A 17,318-nucleotide genomic window follows, 5' to 3' on the forward strand; every position below is an offset into this window, starting at 1 on the left:
GGAGGTTGCCGGCGCACACACGCCGCTCGTCGGCGGGGGAGAGGCGGAGCGCGCGCACCTTTTCCAGCTCCACGCCGGGGTGAAGCCAGGGCCCGTCTGAGCCGAAGAGGAACTTGCGCGCCCCCGCCCGGCGCACCGCGCGCTCAAGGATGTCGAAGCGCCGCACCCCCGAGGTGTCCGTGTAGACGTTGGGCCAGCGCACCAGGTGGTCGATCATGGCGGTCTGCGCGCGCCAGTCGTCCGCGAAGCTCCCCAGGTGCGGGATGATGAAGCGAACGTCCGGGTACTGCGACGCAAGCAGCTCCACGGCGCTGACCTCGCCCATCACGTCGTAGAGCACGGGCAGGCGATACGCCCGCGCCGCCTCGCACACTTCGCGCGTGATGCGGGCGTCGTGGCGGTGCACCTTGATCCCGCGGAAGCCGAAGCGCTCCACCGCCTCGCGCACCAGCGCCCGCACGCGGCCGCGGTCGCGTTCGGGGTGCACGAAGGCGTACCCCCAGAACCGCTCCGGGCGCGCCGCCACGATGCGAGCCACCTGCCGGTTGGCCGCCGCGTAGTCCGAGTGGAAGGCGGCGAAGAGCACCGTGCGGCCGATCCCCGCCTCGTCCGCGTGGCGCAGGTAGTCGCCCAGGGGCGCGTCCGTGTCCCACGGGCCGGTGAGCCCGTCGCCCTTTCCGGCGTGGCAGTGGCTGTCGATGATCATGGCTCCTCCCGCATACGGCCCACTCCCTCCAGGAAGTGGATGGTCGCCTCGATCCCCCGGAAGAGGTTGTCGAGGCTCATCTTTCTCGTCGGGACCGCCCATCCCGTCGTCCGGCGGCGCCAGCCCATCAGCACCGAGTCACTCGGACACCTCGTACCACTGCCCCGCCGCGCCGGTGCCGGTGCGGAGGTAGGCGGGGCGCGATTGGCCGGCGGCGGTGGACTGCGTGAAGCTCAGCCCTCCAGCCGCCACCTGGAACGCCGCGCGCGGCGACAGGTTGGTGAGCGGGGCATACGGGATCTTCGCGGCGGTGGCCCGGGCCGGATCGGCCGCGGCGCCCTTGCCGTGCCAGCCGCGCAGAACCGAGCGCACCACCGCGTGCTCCAGCGCCTCCAGCGGTACGGAGCGGTCACCCGGCACTCCCAGGTACACGCGGTACGGCGCGACGTCCACGTCCAGCTGGCGCAGGTACTCGCGGCGGGTGGAGAGCCGCCTGGCGAAGTGGTCCGCTTTCCCCACGTACACGGGGCGCCAGCTCCCGTCGGGCTGCTTCTTCTCGAAGAGGTAGATTCCGGGCCCCGTGAGCGGCGGGAGCTTCTGCCCGGGGGAGCCGGCCAGCACGGCGGCGCCCGTCCTGGAGAGGGTGTACGGACCCCACCACTGCAGGCTGGCGGTGAAGGAGCGCTTCGGCGTCTCGCCCTCCTCCTCCCCCTCCACCGCCGCCACCGAGAGGATCTCCCCCTCCAGCGCGCCCAGGGGACGGACGAGGAGCCGGAATCCGGGGGTGGCGAAGACGTCCAGCGGCGCGCCGGCGGTGCGGAAGCGGCCCAGGCGCCGCGCGCGCCGCGCCACCCGCCCAACCCCGCGCGCCACCGCCGCCGCCGGGTCCGCCGGGAGCTGGCCGCCCGCCAGCCGCCGGAGCTGTTCCGGCTGCAGCCGCCCGAGGATGGCGTGCAGGCCCGCGTGCGGAAGCCGCAGCCGGTAGCCGGTGGCGGGCCGTGGATACTCACCGCGGGCCGCGGGCGTCATGGAGAGGAGCTCCCCCTCGCCTCCGGTCTCGGCCTCCATGGACATCACCTCGAAGCGCCGGCCGCCGCGGGGCCGCGCCAGCATGCGGAAGCTCCGCCCGCCCATGTGCCCGCGAAAAACGGGATAGCGCTCGCCGGTCCGCCGGTGGCGCAGCGTGCCCGCGGGGCGCGCGCCGCGCACCATGCGGGTGACACGCGGAAACCAGGGGCGCCGCCGCCAGCGGACCCACGCCCGCGGCGGCAGGGAGAGCCCGCCCGCTCCGATGTCGATCGGGCCGTCCCAGCCGCCATCCGCGTCATCGTCCCAGCGGTTCGCGCTCCCTTCCCAGCCGCCGCCCGCGCCCGCGGTCCACCCGCCGGCGGACGGTGCCCCGTTCACGTCCTCGTCCGGTGCATCTTGATCGTACCGCATCGTGGTCTCCTTTCGCCGGGTTCCGCCTCGCGCGCCAGGATGCCGGCTACGCGGGCCAGTTCGTCGTCGCTGTGGTCCGCCCGCAGCAGCAGAGTGAGCCGCGGGGCCGGCGCGGCCCGCAGCACCGCGCGAATCCCCCGGGCGGCGAGCGCCTCTTGCGCCGCGGCCGAGTCCGCCAGCCCGGTGACGGTCTGCACCGGGAAGTCCCCGCCCCGCGTGCCCACCCCCACCTCCGCCAGCAGCCGCCGCAGCCGCGCCACTCGCTCCGCCAGCCGCGCGCGCAGGGCGTCGCCCCGCGCGCGGTTCAGGGCGAGCGCCCTCGCCGCGGCCCGCACCGCCGCCACGGAAGGCGGAGAGCTGTGGACCCGTGCCGCCGCCCCCTCGCGGAAGCGGTCCACCAGCCCCGCGGCGCCGGAGAGGGCGGCCAGCGGCGCGCCGAACGCCTTCGCCAGCGAGGCGCCCACGACCAGCTCCGGCGCCTCGATCCCCCACCATCGCGGGGTGCCGCCCCCGCCCCCGCCGTACGGCGCCGCCGCTCCCGGACGGGAGCCCACGATGCCGAGCGCCTGCGTGTCGTCCACCACCAGCCATCCGCCCGCCTCGCGAACCGCCTCCAGGTAGGCGGGGAGGGGCGCCACCCGCCCGCAGCGGGGGCAGATGCCGTCGCACAGCACCACCGGCCGGCCGGGTCCGCGCACCGTGCCCAGCACCCGCCGCAGCGCACGGGGGTCGTGGTGGGCGAATCCGCGGACTGGGATGCGTGCCCGCGCCGCCGCCTCGCGGCCCACCGCGTAGGCGCCCGCGTCCACCAGCACCGCGCACGCGTCGCGGCGCAGCAGCGCGAAAAGGTCGTGGAACAGGTGCAGCGTGGAGGGGAGGAGCACGGCGGCCTCCAGGCCCTGCAGCCGGGCCAGGCGGCGCGCCGTGCGCTCGGCGCCGGGGGGCTCGTCCAGCACCGCGGGCACGCCGGTGGTGAGCGCGTCCCACGGCCCCAGCGCCGCCCAGGGGTGCCGCATCCCCAGGTACAGGGCGGAGGCGAAGTCGCCTCCGCCCGCGCGCGCGTCCGTCACGCGCCCAGGATCACGATGCTGCGCCCGCGCCGCACCCAGCGGCCGGACTGCGCGCCGCCGCCGCGGGAGCCGCCGCCACCGCCCGCCGCCACCGCCACGCCCGTCCCGCCGGACCCGCCCGCCGTCGCGATGGTGCGCACGAGCCGCGGAGCCACCCGCTGGGCCGCCTGCACCGCCGCGCGCCGCGCCGCCACGGCGGGGGAGCAGCCGGCGGCGGGTGTCTGGACCGCCGCGCGCGTGGCCTGCACCGCCGTGCGCACCAGGTTCTGCGCGGTCTCGAACTCCTGCTCCTGGTCCATCCCTTCCATCTCCCACCCGAGCTGGTCCTTGACGAAGCCCCCGGCGTCGCTCCCCACCTGGGCGCCCCTGGCCCCGCCCAGGTAGCCGCCGATGGCGCCGCCCACCACCGGGAGCGCCTTCCCCGCCGCGCTCTTGAGGATGCCGCCCAGCGCCTTCCCCGCGCTGGAGCCGGCGAACTTGCGGGCGGCCCCCGCCGCGCGGCTGATGAGCTTGCCGAAGAACTGCTCCAGCTCCTGCTCGTCGCTCACCTCCAGCAGCTCGGCCGCCAGCGCGGCGATCTCGGCCTCGTCCATCTCGCCTTCCGTCTCGCCCAGCCACTCGCCTTCCCCGCCGGCCTCGTACTCGTACTCGCCCGCGCCGCCGAAGCCGAACTCGCTCTCGAACTCGTTGAGGGTGCGATCCAGGTCGTGCATGGTGTCCTCCGGGGTTGGATGGAATGGTGCATCGTGGCGGCGGAGCGGCGCGCTCCGCCGGGATCGGTCCCGGGCCGGCGGGTGCGCCGGCCCGGGGGGGACTTCAGCGGAGCTCCCGCGCCGCGCGCCTCGCCGAGAGCATGCGGTTGCGCAGGTGGTACGAGGGCTGGAGGTAGCGGGCGTCGGCGCGGTCGCGCACCTCCACCACGTTGTCGCTCAGGTTGACCCCGGTGGCGGTATAGTACGCGTGGATGTACCCCTGGATCTCGCCGCGCCAGTAGCGCAGCCACGCCCGCGCCACGTCCTGGTCCGCCACCGCGCTCCAGTTGCCGTAGCGGATGGAGAGGAGAAGGCGCTCGCCGAAGCGGGCCAGGTCGCGGAAGTGGATGACGCTGGTGTCCGTCCACCCCTGCAGCCGCTTCATGGAGTCCACGGCGCCCATCCACGGCTCCGGGTACGCCACCATGTACCGGCCCCGCAGGAACTCGCGCAGCTCCGGCCGCGCCAGGAGCCACTGCTGCATCAGCATCTCCACCCGCGAAGTCCAGGGGAGGTCGCGGAACTGGTTGTGCGCCCCCTCGGAGAGCACCAGGTGCACCTCCTTGAGGGAGTTGAGCGCCGGGAAGGCGTCGGCGATGACGGTGGTGTCGTTGTCCTCGCGGTAGAAGGCGGCGGCCTGGCGCAGCAGGTTGTGGAACGCCTCCAGGAAGCGGGCCCGCGGGTCCGCCGGGCGCAGCGCGGGAACGGCGCGCCCGTACAGCGTGAGGCCGTAGTGGTGGTTGTACTCGTAGGCCCGGCGCACCACCGAGAGCCGGTTGGGCTCGTCCTGCAGGTACCCCCACAGGAAGCCGTTCAGGGGGCGCAGCGGGTCCAGCTCCAGCTCGGTCAGCGGGTCCGGCCCGCGCCCCGCCCGGCGCACGTTCTGGAAGCGGCGCGTGATGGCCGCCACCGTCTGGTTCAGCATCCCCTCCTCCATCCAGTACGACCAGATCAGCTCCAGCAGGCAGGGCGCCTCCAGGCGCACGTTGTTCACCATGCAGAAGGGGGAGGCGAGCTTCTTGTCGCCCACGGGGAACGCGCCCTGGATGATGCACGCCAGGTAGTTGTTTTCGCGTTGCCCCAGGAACGTCTTCAGCCGGGCCTCCGCCTGCTTGAGGGTGAGCTGTCCGTCGTTCTCTTCGCCGGGGCGGCTCCCCAGACGGTCGACCTCGCTGCCCAGCAGGTCGCTCGTGGAGCCGCCCGCCTCCGGCTCGCCCATTCCGAAGAAGGTCAGGCTTTTGTCTGCCGGGCAGGTCCCGCAGTTGAGAAGCAGGAACACCTCGGTGGAAGTCTTCAGCAGCTCGTAGACGTCCACGCCCGGGAGGTGGCACAGGTCGCGGAAGCGGCGCATCTGTTCGTTCAGGTTGGTCGCGTCGCGCGGGTCGAGCACCTTCTCGGAATCCTGGCACAACACCCGGTCGATGAACGAGAAGTAGTTCTCGAACGAGGTGGCCTCGCCGTGCCGGGCGATGGCCCACCAGAGCGCCTCCATCTCCGTGTTCACCTCGCCGGCGCGCCGCAGCGTCACCGAGCGCTCCGTGCTGGCCAGCGCGGGGCTGTCTTGCAGCACCTGCGCTACACGCTCGGTGGCCCGCCGCAGGCGCTGGCCGGACTTGTTGATCTGCTCCACCAGCCCGCGGTTGTCGAACTCGTTGGTCACGTGCACCGGATCGGGCAGCCTGTTGGCGCCCGATGTGCCGGATTGTTGTTTGCTCTGGTCCGCCATGTGGCTCCTCCTTGTGCGTAGGGTCAGCCCGTGGGGGCAAGCGGCGCCCGCGCGCGCGTGCGCGTGGCGGCGAAGTCGGTAGTCTCCAGCGTGTCGCGAAGCGCCCAGAACTTCAGCAGGTCGCTGAGCAGCCGGCTCTCCTGCTCCGGCGAAAGGGTGCCGTCGGCGCGCGCCTGCCCCAGCACCGCGAACGCCAGCGACGGCGCACCCGCGCGCAGCCGCTGGAACGACCCGCCCGACGAGCGCCACAGCGCGCGCAGCCGCTCGGGACGGCGCTCGTGCGGCCGCATGGCTTCGCCCAGCGAATCGCCGCGCAGCCGCGGCGGGCGGAACGAAACCAGGAGGTGCACGAACGCGGGCATCGTCTCTTCCAGCAGCCCCATCAGCCGTCGCTGCTCGGCGGCGAGGTCGCCCTCCGGGGGGTAGTACTGCCGCCAGGCGCGGGCGATGCGGGCCCACTGCGCGTCGGGGTAGAGCGCCTGCCCCATGGCGGCGGAAAGGAGGACGCGCATCCACGGCATGGGGTGCGGATCGTCCAGGTTCACGCGAAAGACGAAGGCGCGCGGCAGGCTCACCACCCCCATCAGCCCGGCGGTGGAGGCCACGCCCACCCGGCCCACGCTCCAGAAGTCCGCCACGATCTCGGAGATCCAGCGCTCCCACAGCCGCCACGCGTCGCGCAGGCGCCCGGCGGCTTCGGCCCGCGCCCGCAGCACGGGACGCAGCGCGTTCACCAGCTCCAGCAGCGCGGCGCCCTGGTGCCCCACCTCGTGCACCAGCGAGCTGGCGATCCCGCTCCCCACCATTCGCTCCCGGGGAACGCGTACGATGGCCACCGGGCTCTCGCCACCGCCGGGAAGGCGGGTGCGCGCGCGCCGGATGGCCGCGCCCTGGCCTCGGTCGAGGTAGCAGATCACGGGGGGCGCGTCGAAGTAGCCGCCGTCCAGCCGCAGCGCGTCGCCGGCGACCACGTCCAGCCCCGCCAGCCACACCCCGGTCTCGTGCTCGCTGCGCTGCGTCAGCACGTCCGCGAAGACGTCGAAGTGGGAGAGCACGACGTTGAAGCGCAGGCGCAGGAAGGTGAAGCGGCGCTGCGCCTGCTCGGCGGTGGCGGCCTGCCCGGGCCCGCGGAGCCACGAGAGGAACTCCAGCACGCGCCGCCGGAGTTCGCGTCGTCCATCCGCCAGGTAGTGTTCGATGGCGGACTGCGCGGCGGTGGAGGCCGCGGCCGCCGGCACGGTGGGCTCGTGCAGGGCGAACGGCCGCACCCGCGCCAGCCGGGTGAGGAGGGCGCGTCCCTCCTGCTCCAGCAGCCAGTGGGCGTACGACGGCCGGGCCATGATCACCCCTCCAGCCGCACGACGAGGAAGTTGCCGCGGCGCACCCATGCCCCGCCGCGCCCCACGCGCACGCCGTCGTCCCCTCCGCCGTACGCGCCCGCGTACCCGCCGCCGCCGTTGCCGCCGTTCGCATCCGCGTACCCACCGTCGCCGTCGCCGCCGTACGCGCCCGGATTCCCACCGCCGTACCCCTGCCCGCGGCGCGGCCGTTGGGAGCGCCCGCCCCCGCGGTAGGCGCGTGGCGCGCTGCGGCCCACGAGCCCGGGGGCGTGGATCTGCGCGGCGGCGAGCACGGCGTCCTTGGCCGCGTTCGCGGGCGAGCCCCGCATGGGAGTGCGCGCCGCCTGGCGGGCCGCCTCGCCCCCCAGCCGCACGAAGCGCCGGGCGACCTCGAACTCCTGGTCTTGCGCGCTCATCCCCTCCAGCTCCAGCCCGAAGAGCTTGCCGCCCGCCGATGCCAGCTTCCCGCCGATCATCCCGCCGATGCCGGGGAGAACCATGTTGCCCAGCGCGGTCCCGGCGATCGGCAGCGCCTTGCTGGCCACGGTCTTGAGGACGCCGCCCAGCGCCTTCCCCACGTTGGAGCCGGCGAACTTCCTGACCGCGCCACCCGCCTTCCTGATCAGCTTTCCGAGGAACTCCTCCAGCTCCTCCTCCGACTGGATCTCCAGCAGCTCGGCCGCGAGCTCCATCTCCTCCACCTCGTCGAACACGGCTTCGCCCGTCCACTTCGGCTCGGCCTCGCCCAGCCACTCGAACTCGTCGGATGACTCCAGGGCGTCGATTCCGGCCTCGTACTCGTCCAGCTCGTGATCCAGCGCGTGCATGGTGTCCTCCGTGAGTCGCGGTGGAGAGGGTGCGGTCCGCACCCGTCTGTGTCGCGCCCCGGATAAGGCACTGGTGGTGCCGCGCTAAACCCTTGATTTTACGTGGGTCTCCCCGAAGCGCTCTTCGGATGCGCAGCGCAACGGCCCCGGCGCGGCGAAGCATCCTTCGCCACCAGATTGCGGCGGGGGCGATGCCTGTGAACACGAGAAAGCCACGGACGCGATCGTCCGTGGCTTCGATGAAGAGCAAGGTCGTGTTCACCGTGCCGGGTTACGACTTCCGGCTTGTTGCGCGACTCACCATCCTTATCGTGTGGTCTTCATCCGACTCGTGGGCACGCACGAGGAGTACGACGCAATCGACGTGGAGACAATCTGATGGAGATCATCGTGCGCTCGATCCACACGGAGGACGATTACGATGCGGCGCTCGCGCTCGTCAACACGTTGATGGACGCTGAGCCGGGCACGCCTGAGGGTGACCGTCTCGACACCACCGTAGCTTCTATTGAGGCCTACGAAGCACAACGGTGGCCCGTCGCCCCTCCTTCGCGGACGGAAGCGTAATCCTACTCGCGACAGCGGCCTACCGCCGACCGGTACCGGTCACGAACCTGATCACTTCACGCGCGAAGCGGTCGGGCTCGTCCAGGTAGGTGAAGTGGCCGCTCTCGGGAAACTCGACGAAGCGCGCGTTCGGCAGGCGGCGGGCGAGGACGCGCTGCGGCTCCATCCCGCCGACGGCGTCGTAGCGGCCGACGATGACCTGCACGGGCATCGTGAGCCGGTCCAGGCGGGTGAAGCGGTACTCCAGCAGCCCGGCCCGGAAGAGCGCGCGCGACATCTCGCCCGTGTTGGGCAGGGCGCTGGCGCGGTCCAAGCCTTCGAGCCTCGCCTTGGACACGGAGTCGCGAAACACCCCCGCGTCGTTGAACGCCTCGCGATCCTTGCCGTTCAGCACGCGGAACTCCAGCTCGCAGTCGCTGCGCCGCTTCCCCTGTTCGTCCAGCGTGTCCGCCAGGATGCGCTCGCGCAGCGCCGGGAAGCTCGCGATCAGCCGGTCGCGGCGGGCGCGGCACTGCAGGCGCGTGTCCCACAGCCCATCCGCGTACACGATGCGCGACACGCGCTGGGGATACTTCGCCGCGTACTCCAGCGCCATCAGCGCGCCGAACGAGTGCCCGATCAGCGCGATCCTGGGTGCGCCGAGCTCCCTCCGCAGCCCCTCGATGTCCTCCACCATCGTGGCGATGGCGTAGTCGCCGCTCGCCGGCCGCTCCGACCTGCCGGTGCCGCGCGGGTCGAAGTACACCATCTTCAGCCGCCGCTCCAGCCGCGGCCCCTGCACCGCCGCGAAGTCGAAGCTGTTGCGCCCCGGCCCGCCCGGCAGGAACAGCACCGGCACCGCCCCGCTCCCCGCCACCCGGTACCAGAGCCGGGCCCCGTTAATGACCGCGGTGTGCTCGCCCGCGCGCGCCCCCGCCTGCGCGGACGCCGGCAGAGCCCCCATGAGCAATACGGCGGCGAACGCAAGTACGTGAATGCGTGAACGTCGGGCAACCCTCTCGAATCGATGCGCCGCGACGTGAAGGTCGTGTGTGCCCATGGTGATGTATGGCGCCGGAAGATGACAGCTGCAGGAGCGTAGATTTTGATTGCGCAGCCGACGCTCCGTGGTCGGAACAAGGCAGGTTGCTTGACAACCAAACTCGACAAGCAAGTTCGGTTGTCAAGCAACCTACGTCGATCACTGCCGCTTTCGCATGTTTTACTGCCTTGCTGCGAACCGCCTACTGCGCCTTCAGGGTCTCCGCGGGGCTGATGCGCGAGACGTGGCGGGCGGGGAGGTAGCAGGCGACCAGGGCGACGGCCATCAGCAGGAGGGCGACGGCGGCCATGAGGAGCGGGCTGCTGGCCTCCATGTTGGGCCACGCCGCTCCGATCAGGCGCGAGAAGCCGAAGGCACCCAGCAGCCCGAGCGCGGAGCCGACCAGCGCCAGCTTCGTCCCCGAGGTGAGCACCATGCGGGTGATGTCGGTGGCCACGGCGCCCAGGGCCAGGCGGATGCCGAACTCGGTGGTGCGCTCCGCGATGGAGCGGGAGATGACGCCGTAGATGCCCAGCGACGCCAGCCCCAGCCCGAGCAGCCCCAGCGCGGTCAGGATGCGGCTGAGCACGCCCAGCCCGTAGTTGGCCCGCGCGATGGTGGTGCCCGCCGGCCGCAGACTGCGCACCGGCAGGTCGGGGTCGAGCGACATCATCGTGGTGCGGATGCTCTCCACCACCACGGCCGGCGCGGCCCCCGCCGTGCGCACGGCGATCTCGTTTGCGGGGCGCGGCTCCTGTGCCATCGGCTGGTAGAGCTGGTAGCTCACGGAGCTCTCCTCCGGGAGGGCCGACTCGACGTTCGCGGCCACGCCCACGATGGTGCCCCACTCCAGCCGCTCGCCCCCCGCCCGCGCGATGCGCCGGCCGAGCGGGTCCTCGCCCGGGAAGAGGCCCTGGGCCATTCCCTGGCTGATGATGAAGACCCGCGGCGAGCCGGCGTTGTCGCCGTCGTTGAAGGGACGCCCGCTCACCAGCCGCGTGCCGACCGTCTCGAAGTAGTGCGGGCTGACGCCGTTGATCACCGCGCCGGGCTCCTGCCCGGGTTGCGGCGCCGGGCGGCCCGCGACCACGTACTTGCGGAGCTCGCCCAATCCGAAGTACGGCATCGCGTACGAGAGGCTGGCGGACTCCACGCCGGGGAGCGCTTCGAGGCGCTCCAGGGCCTGCCGCTGAAAGCCCTCGATCTCCCCGCTCCCCGGGTACCTGGCGGCGGGAAGGAGGATGGAGCCGCTCACCAGCCCGTCGGAGCGCCAGCCGTAGCCGCGCGTGTTCAGCTCGTCCACCCCGCGGATGAAGAGGGCGGCTCCCGCGAGCAGGACCAGCGCGAGGGCGAACTGGGCCACGATCAGGACGTGGCGGAAGCGCTGGTGGCCGCGGTCGCCGGTGTTGCCGCGCGCCCCCGCCCGCAGCGCGACGTTGGGGTCCAGCCGCAGGGCGAAGAGCGCGGGGGCCACGCCGAACGCGACCGCCGTAAAGAGGCACGCGCCGAACGCCCACGCCAGCACGCGCCAGTCGAACACCAGGTCGAAGCCCAGCCCGCCTTCTCCCACGCTCTGCTTCTCCAGCCAGACGAAGGCCCATCGCGCGACGTAGACCGCGAACGCGCCGCCCAGGAACGCCAGCAGCAGCGACTCCAGGAAGAGCGGGCGCAGCACCTGGAGGCGTGACGCGCCCAGCGCGGAGCGCAGCGCCAGCTCTCGCGCACGCGCCATGGTCCGCGCGAGGAGCAGGTTCGCCAGGTTCGAGCAGGCGATGAGCACCACGAACCCGGAGAGCGCCACCAGCATCGTGATGACGGTCTGGCCGGTGCCGGGGAGAAAGGAGTCGGCGAGGGGCACCGTGCGCCACGTGCTTCCCGCATGCACCACGGGGTGCGCGGCCGCCAGCCTCCGCCCGAATGCGGCGACGAGCCCCGCCGCCTCGGCCTGCGTCACGCCGGGCGCGCGCCGCCCCACCAGCCGGATCCACGCGGAGCCGCGGTCGCGCATCTCCTTCGCGTCCAGGGCGAGCGGCTTGAAGAGGTCCGTCGCGTTCAGGTGCCGCCAGTCGCTGAAGTCCTCGGGGAGCACGCCCACGATCTGGTGGACTTCCCCGTTGACGCGCACCGTGCGGCGCAGGACGCCGGGGTCGCTGGCCAGGCGCTCCTTCCAGAAGCGGTGGCTGACGATGAGGACCCGGTCGTTCCCCGGGAGCGTTTCCTCGGGGCGGAAGGTGCGGCCGATCCGCGGGCCGCTGCGGAGGGTGGAGAAGAGGTTCGGCGCGGCGCGCATGCCGCGGGCCAGCTCGGCGGGCTTGCCGGGCTCGGAAAGGTTCATCTCCGCGGAGCCATACCCGGCGATCTCGCCGTAGCCGCGCAGCTCGCGCTGCAGGTCCAGGTAGTCGGCCGGCGAGATGTTCCCATCCTGATCGGAGGGAGTCGCGCGGTAGATGCGCTCCAGCTCGTCGCTCGCCGGGTACGGCGGCGGGCGAAAGACGTAGCCGTTGAGGACGCTGAACATCGACGTGTTGGCGCCGATCCCGAGCCCCAGCGTCACGATGGCGACGAGCGTCAGCCCCGGCGAGCGGAGCAGCGACTTGAAGGCGAAGCGGAGGTCACGGAGGATGACGGGCGCGGAGGGCATGAGCGTACCTCGCGTTCGGAGGAGGAGGGCCTTGCAGGCCGGCGCCGCGCCCGATGGTTTTCGGAGGGCGGGGTGCGCGGCGCCCGTCGTCTACAGTGGCGAAGCCCGTGCCTCGCCTCAGCTCCTCGCAACGCAATGTTGTGCAACGACTTAGAGAATGTAGGCCCGCGCAGGCTGCCCATTCGCGGGAAGCAGCCGTCCCAGAAACGGACATTTGCGTTTCGCCGCTTCGGGCCACGAACGCGCGTCGGCTTCAAACGCGACTAGAGCTGAGCTACACGCCGAGATGCGGAATGAGCGGGCTTGAAACTTGGGGGCCGGGAATCGGCGGGTGGGGTGGTCTGGGGTGCGACGCGTATTTTGGGCGCGGGAGCGGTCCTAGTCTAGTCGTCGTGGTCGGCATCGAACTCGATGCCAAGATGCTGGAGAATCCTGGCCTCGATCTCGGCGCGCATATCCACGCTTAAAATGCTTCCGATCTTCTCGAGCAGCCGAATCTTGGAGATCGTGCGGATCTGGTAGGCCTGCACGATGCTCGTCATCCCATGCCCAACCGTTCCCGGGGGCAGGAGGTACTCGAACGGATACAGCTTTCGCTTCTTGCCCTCCAGTTTCGTGATTGGAACGACGGTGACGACATCGAACCGCTCGTTGAAGCCGTCGTTCGACACGACGATTACCGGGCGGTTCGAGCCGCCCTGCTCGCTGCCGGTGACAAACTCCAGATCGGCACGCAGGACGTCCCATTGCCGAACCTTCCCTCGATACGCCATCTGGCTCCGATCTACTCGGCGTCGTCGGCGAGCCCATCGCCGGCGGTGGACTCGAAGTCCCGTGTTGTGGCTTGCATATCCGCGAGGAACTCCGGATCGTGCGACGCCTCCTCGTAAGCAGCGTACAGCCTCGCTCGCCTCACCTCTCGAAGCTTCAGCCGCAGCGCGTCCTCCACGAACGCGTTGGCGCTTGGCGCCTCCCCCTGTTCCACGAGGGCACGAATCGCCTGCAACACACTGTCATCCACCTGGAACGTCGCTTTACGCAGATTGTGGCTCGCACCACGACGGCGGCGGGCGATGATCCGCGCTGGATTACTGGACACTTCCATGGCACCATTCCGGATTAAAGGTACGCTGGAACATACAAGGAAATCGCGGTAAGGCAAGCGTTAAGTACCAGCTTCATTCATCTGCACCGCTCATCTGTTCCCCGGCCTCGGTGTGGCATGGGGTCCGCCGCGCCCGGCCGGCTTCGCGGTCAGCGCGTGCCGGAGGTCGGCCGGGGCGCGGAGCCTCGGCCGGTGAGGCGGCGGATCAGCTCCACTTCGCGGGGGTCGTACGGCCTGCCGTCGGTGCGGAAGATGTCGTGGAACCAGACGTCGGGCTCGGCGGTGTAGTGGCGGTCCCAGGTGTCCCACGGGTAGATGGTCTGGCTCTTCCCCTGCACCATCCCCCAGTTGTACGCGCCCACCCCTTCCTCTTTCAGGATGGGGAGGATCGCCGCAAAGGTGCTCCCCCGCGGCCGCGCCATGTACTCGGTGCACACGATGGGACGCCCGTACCGCTCCAGCGCGTCCACCAGGGGGCGGAGGGTGGCGGGCGGGTCGTAGCTGTGGAAGGTGATCACGTCCGAGTTGGCGAGCATGAACCCGGTCAGCGGCGACAGCTTCGCCGGGTCGCGCCAGTCGCCCCGCCAGACACCTACCGTGAGGGGCTGCGACGGGTTCATCGCGCGCGCCCAGCGAAAGGTCTTGCGCAGGAGCGCGAGCGAGAGCTCCGCCTTGTTCTCCGGCTCGTAGACGAAGTACGACGACGGGTTGGTGTTGTCCGGCTCGTTGAACAGGTCCCACGCCACCACGCGGCGGTCGTTGGCGAAGCGGCCCACCACCGCCTTCACGTAGCCCTCCAGCTCGTCGTGGCGGGCGGTGTCGGTCAGGATGTCCAGCCCGGGGCTCTGCACCCATCCCGAGTTGTGGAGGTGCGGCTTGGGCGCGCGCTGCCTGCCGGGGCGCGGGAACGGGTCCCACACTCCGTCAAAGATCACCAGCATCGTGCGGATGCCGTGGCGGTCCGCGATGGCGAGGTACTGGTCCACGCGATCCAGGAAGCCCCGCGGGTCCTGCTTGTACGCCAGGTTGTGGAGGAAGACGCGCATCGTGTTCAGCCCGATGGACTGCGCCCACCCCAGCTCCCGGTCGATGGTCCGCGGGTCGAACGTTTCCGCCTGCCACATCTCGAGCTGGTTGATGGCGGTGCTGGGCGCGTAGTTGCTCCCCACCAGCCACCCCGCCTCCCGCTGCCACGCCGCGGCCCGCTCGCGCGGCCACACCCCCTGCGCCTGCGCCGAGACCGGGAGCGCCAGCAGCGCGGCGAACGCGATCGACCGCAGAACCGACCGCGTCTGCCGCGTCATGGCGACGGCTCCGTGGGCGGCGTTTCGGGCTTCCGCATGAGCCCGCGGAGGGGGATGGAGTAGCCGATCATCAGCGCGTCGCGGAAGTTCGAGTCGCCGCTGTACGCGCGGTAGCGGGCGCTGATGGTTCCGCGCCCGGGCGCCACCTGCAGCACGCCCTCCCAGTAGTTGCCGGCGCGCACCTTTACGTCCTCGGTGTGGCAGTCCACGCACTGCGCGATCGAGCGGTGCACGTTCACGAAGTTGCGCCCCGCGTTCACGCCGGCCGACACGTAGAGCGGCTTCTCGCCACCCAGCGACAGCATGGGCGTCCGCAGCCCGGCCGAGAGCGCCAGCGTCCCCGCGGACACGCCGGACGTCCTCTCGCCCAGGTTGGTCTCCTGCGTGAACGCCTGCTCGTCGCTCAGGAAGAGGACCCCTCCGTCCGCGTTCAGCGTCAGCACGCGGAAGGCGGTGACGCTCGCCGGGATCTGGAACCCCCAGGCCCGGCTGCCGACGCCAGCGCTGTCGGCGGCGGCGGTCTCGATGCCGCTGGTGACCAGGTCGAAACCGATCATCGTCTCGAACGGCGAACGGCTCTGGGCCGCCGCCGCGCCGCTCGTCGCGAGCAGCAGCGTGAGGCAGGTGAGCGAGGTGATCGAGCGCATCCGAGTGGCTTCTCCGTTCAGGTTGTGCGGGGGGTGTGGGTCGGGGATCGCGAACCGAGGTGCAGCGGGGGAAACATAAAGAGCGGCCGCGCGGATCGACAGATTTGCGTTCGTGGGCTCCGGGGTCGCCGTCCCACGCCGCGGTGTCGACCCGCCTGAACGCTTACCGGCCAGCCGTCGGCTGACCGAAGGGGATGCGCTCGGGCATCTCGGCGGCGACGTAGGCCATGACGGCCATCGCGGCGACGGAGCGGGCCACGTCGCGCGGGTCGAGCTTGTCGGGGGTGTCGGCGGCGGTGTGGTGGTACCAGAAGTAGCGCGAGCCGTCTACATCCAGACCCATCCCGGGCACGCCTAGCGCCATGATGGGGCCGATGTCCGCCCCGCCGCCGCCACGCCCCACGCTGTCCGCGCCGATGGGGGCCAGGAGTCGGCCGATCGTCCGCACCGCCTCGAAGGCAGGATCGGTGGCGGTGATGCTGAAGCCGCGCGGCGCGAAGACGCCTTCGTCGGACTCGATGGCGAGGACGTGGTTCGGGAGCTCGGCGCGGTGGGCGTCGCGGTAAGCGTTGCCGCCGCGGGTGCCGTTCTCCTCGTTGGTCCACAGCACCACGCGCACGGTGCGGCGCGGGCGCAGGCCCAGCGCCTTCATCAGCCGCACCGCCTCCCACGCCGCCACGCACCCGCCGGCGTCGTCCATGGCGCCCGGGGTGATGTCCCACGAGTCGATGTGGCCGCCGATCACCACCACCTCCTCCGGACGCTCGCGCCCGCGGATCTCCGCCACCACGTTGCGCGAGGGGGCGTCCGGCAGCATCTGCGCGCCCATGCGCAGGCGGATGCGCGGGCGCTGGCCGCGCACCTGCATGCGGCGCAGCAACATGGCGTCTTCCATGGAGAGCGCCGCGCCCGGGATCTTTGGGATGCTGTCGTTGTAGCGCAGGCTGCCGGTGTGCGGCGTCTGCATCCCAAATGGACCGACCGACCGGATCAGCGCGGCCAGAGCGCCCACGCGCGCCGCCTCCACCACGCCGCGCCCTCGGTACTGCACGGTTTCGCGGTACTCAGTGAAGGGGATGTCGAAGAGCACGATCTTCCCTCGCGCCTCGGCGGCGCGGCGGGTGAGCTCGTCGAAGCTCCCCACCACCAGCACCTCCGCCTCGATCCCCGGCGTGCCGACGCTGCCGCCCAGCCCCAGCATGTGCAGCTCGAGGCTGCGGGGGCTGAGCAGGGTGGCGGACTCCTGGCCGCGCACCCAGCGCGGCACCATCACCGGCTCGGTGTGCACGTTCTCCAGCCCGTCGCGCTTCATCTGCTCCACCACCCAGTCGATGGCGCGCTCCAGCTGCGGCGTGCCGCTGAAGCGCGGGCCGAAGCCGTCCACCAGCTCGGCGATGCGGTTCCAGGCGGCGCTGTCGCGGGTGGCGGCGCGGATCAGCGAGTCGGCGGGAGCGCGGTAGCGGGACGCGTCCTGGGCCGCGGCGGGCACGGCGGCGAGCAGGGCCAGGGCAAGGAGCGGGCGGTGCAGGGTCATGGCGCGGAGCGGGGCAGGGGTGGCGATGGTGTCCTCGTCAATCTGCGCGCGCGGGGGCGTTCCGGCCATCCCGCGGACGGTTGTGAGGGCGCATACGTCGAATTACGTATTCCAGCGCGGGCGGCCATTGTGCATTTTGTTGCGATTGCGCCGGTGCCCGTGCGGGGCGCCGCCCGAAAACCCGTCTGCCAGATGGAGGGACGATATGATTCGTAGGACATACCTTGCGCTCGTCCTCTGCCTGTGCGCCGCGGGTCCGCTGGATGCCCAGCGGCAGTCCGTCTCCCCCGGCGACCGCGTGCGGGTGAGCGCGCGGAGCTTTCCGCGGATGAGCGGCACCGTCCTCGACGCGCGCCCCGACTCGCTGGTGCTGCGCGGCCGCGGCGGCGACACCATCCACGCCGCATGGGCCGACGTGCGGACGCTGGACGTAAGCGGGGGCCGGTCGCGCGTGGGCACCGCGGCGCGCTACGGCGGCATCGGCCTGCTGACCGGCGCGGCCGCGGGAGCGGTGCTCGGCTACAACACCTATCACGAGGACGACGACGACTGGTGCATCCTCATCTGCTCGCCGCGCGATGCGGGGCTGGCGGGCGCGGCGTTCTTTGGGATCGTGGGCGGCGCGACGGGCGTGCTGT

At 71.8% G+C, this 17,318-nt stretch carries 17 protein-coding genes; 2 read left to right on the forward strand and 15 right to left on the reverse strand.

Features of this window, described 5'->3' with window-relative positions; genetic code table 11:
* The 8 genes from VF647_07850 to VF647_07885 form a co-directional block, all read right to left on the reverse strand.
* A partial coding sequence (locus VF647_07850) for an amidohydrolase family protein (GenBank protein HEX8451993.1) occupies positions 1-706 on the reverse strand: 706 nt, incomplete at its 3' end.
* Positions 703-840, reverse strand: coding sequence for a hypothetical protein (locus VF647_07855; protein HEX8451994.1), 138 nt, complete (start codon positions 838-840; stop codon positions 703-705). The genes VF647_07850 and VF647_07855, both read right to left, overlap by 4 nt.
* A 4-nt stretch (positions 841-844) precedes the next feature.
* Positions 845-2,146, reverse strand: a complete 1,302-nt coding sequence (locus VF647_07860; GenBank protein HEX8451995.1) for a hypothetical protein — start codon at positions 2,144-2,146, stop codon at positions 845-847.
* Entirely contained in the window at positions 2,110-3,216 is a 1,107-nt protein-coding gene (locus VF647_07865) for an aminotransferase class I/II-fold pyridoxal phosphate-dependent enzyme (GenBank protein ID HEX8451996.1), read from the reverse strand. The genes VF647_07860 and VF647_07865 overlap by 37 nt, the downstream gene beginning before the upstream one ends.
* Entirely contained in the window at positions 3,213-3,929 is a 717-nt protein-coding gene (locus tag VF647_07870) for a hypothetical protein (protein ID HEX8451997.1), read from the reverse strand. Before VF647_07870 ends, VF647_07865 begins: the two co-directional genes overlap by 4 nt.
* A gap of 103 nt (positions 3,930-4,032) precedes the next feature.
* A complete protein-coding gene (locus VF647_07875) occupies positions 4,033-5,694 on the reverse strand; it encodes a hypothetical protein (protein ID HEX8451998.1) in 1,662 nt (553 codons plus the stop codon).
* Between the two features lie 23 nt (positions 5,695-5,717).
* Positions 5,718-7,034 carry a hypothetical protein gene (locus tag VF647_07880; GenBank protein ID HEX8451999.1) on the reverse strand — a complete coding sequence of 439 codons (1,317 nt, stop codon included), beginning with the start codon at positions 7,032-7,034 and terminating at the stop codon, positions 5,718-5,720.
* A 2-nt stretch (positions 7,035-7,036) separates the two neighbouring features.
* Positions 7,037-7,861: a hypothetical protein gene (locus VF647_07885; GenBank protein HEX8452000.1), complete on the reverse strand. Its 825-nt coding sequence runs from the start codon at positions 7,859-7,861 to the stop codon at positions 7,037-7,039.
* 378 nt (positions 7,862-8,239) lie between these two features.
* Here VF647_07885 and VF647_07890 point away from each other — a divergent pair, with 378 nt between their 5' ends.
* On the forward strand, positions 8,240-8,428 hold the full coding sequence (locus VF647_07890; protein HEX8452001.1) for a hypothetical protein: 189 nt from the start codon (positions 8,240-8,242) through the stop codon (positions 8,426-8,428).
* A gap of 19 nt (positions 8,429-8,447) precedes the next feature.
* Here the strand turns inward: VF647_07890 and VF647_07895 are convergent, their stop codons facing one another.
* The 7 genes from VF647_07895 to VF647_07925 form a co-directional block, all read right to left on the reverse strand.
* Entirely contained in the window at positions 8,448-9,371 is a 924-nt protein-coding gene (locus tag VF647_07895) for an alpha/beta hydrolase (GenBank protein ID HEX8452002.1), read from the reverse strand.
* Between the two features lie 280 nt (positions 9,372-9,651).
* A complete protein-coding gene (locus VF647_07900; GenBank protein HEX8452003.1) occupies positions 9,652-12,090 on the reverse strand; it encodes an ABC transporter permease in 2,439 nt (812 codons plus the stop codon).
* Positions 12,091-12,473: 383 nt separating this feature from the next.
* Positions 12,474-12,863: a type II toxin-antitoxin system PemK/MazF family toxin gene (locus VF647_07905; protein HEX8452004.1), complete on the reverse strand. Its 390-nt coding sequence runs from the start codon at positions 12,861-12,863 to the stop codon at positions 12,474-12,476.
* 11 nt (positions 12,864-12,874) lie between these two features.
* Positions 12,875-13,195: a hypothetical protein gene (locus VF647_07910; protein ID HEX8452005.1), complete on the reverse strand. Its 321-nt coding sequence runs from the start codon at positions 13,193-13,195 to the stop codon at positions 12,875-12,877.
* A 149-nt stretch (positions 13,196-13,344) separates the two neighbouring features.
* On the reverse strand, positions 13,345-14,499 hold the full coding sequence (locus tag VF647_07915) for a cellulase family glycosylhydrolase (GenBank protein HEX8452006.1): 1,155 nt from the start codon (positions 14,497-14,499) through the stop codon (positions 13,345-13,347).
* Positions 14,496-15,146 carry a hypothetical protein gene (locus VF647_07920; GenBank protein HEX8452007.1) on the reverse strand — a complete coding sequence of 217 codons (651 nt, stop codon included), beginning with the start codon at positions 15,144-15,146 and terminating at the stop codon, positions 14,496-14,498. The genes VF647_07915 and VF647_07920 overlap by 4 nt, the downstream gene beginning before the upstream one ends.
* A 163-nt stretch (positions 15,147-15,309) precedes the next feature.
* The gene (locus VF647_07925; GenBank protein HEX8452008.1) at positions 15,310-16,749 is read right to left on the reverse strand and encodes a M28 family metallopeptidase; all 1,440 of its coding nucleotides are present in this window, start codon (positions 16,747-16,749) and stop codon (positions 15,310-15,312) included.
* Between the two features lie 136 nt (positions 16,750-16,885).
* On the opposite strand from VF647_07925, the gene VF647_07930 reads away from it, so the two are divergent.
* Positions 16,886-17,318: hypothetical protein (locus VF647_07930; protein HEX8452009.1), on the forward strand; the 433-nt coding region annotated here is incomplete at its 3' end.

The sequence above is a fragment of the Longimicrobium sp. genome, from assembly GCA_036387335.1.
Taxonomy (GTDB): domain Bacteria; phylum Gemmatimonadota; class Gemmatimonadetes; order Longimicrobiales; family Longimicrobiaceae; genus Longimicrobium.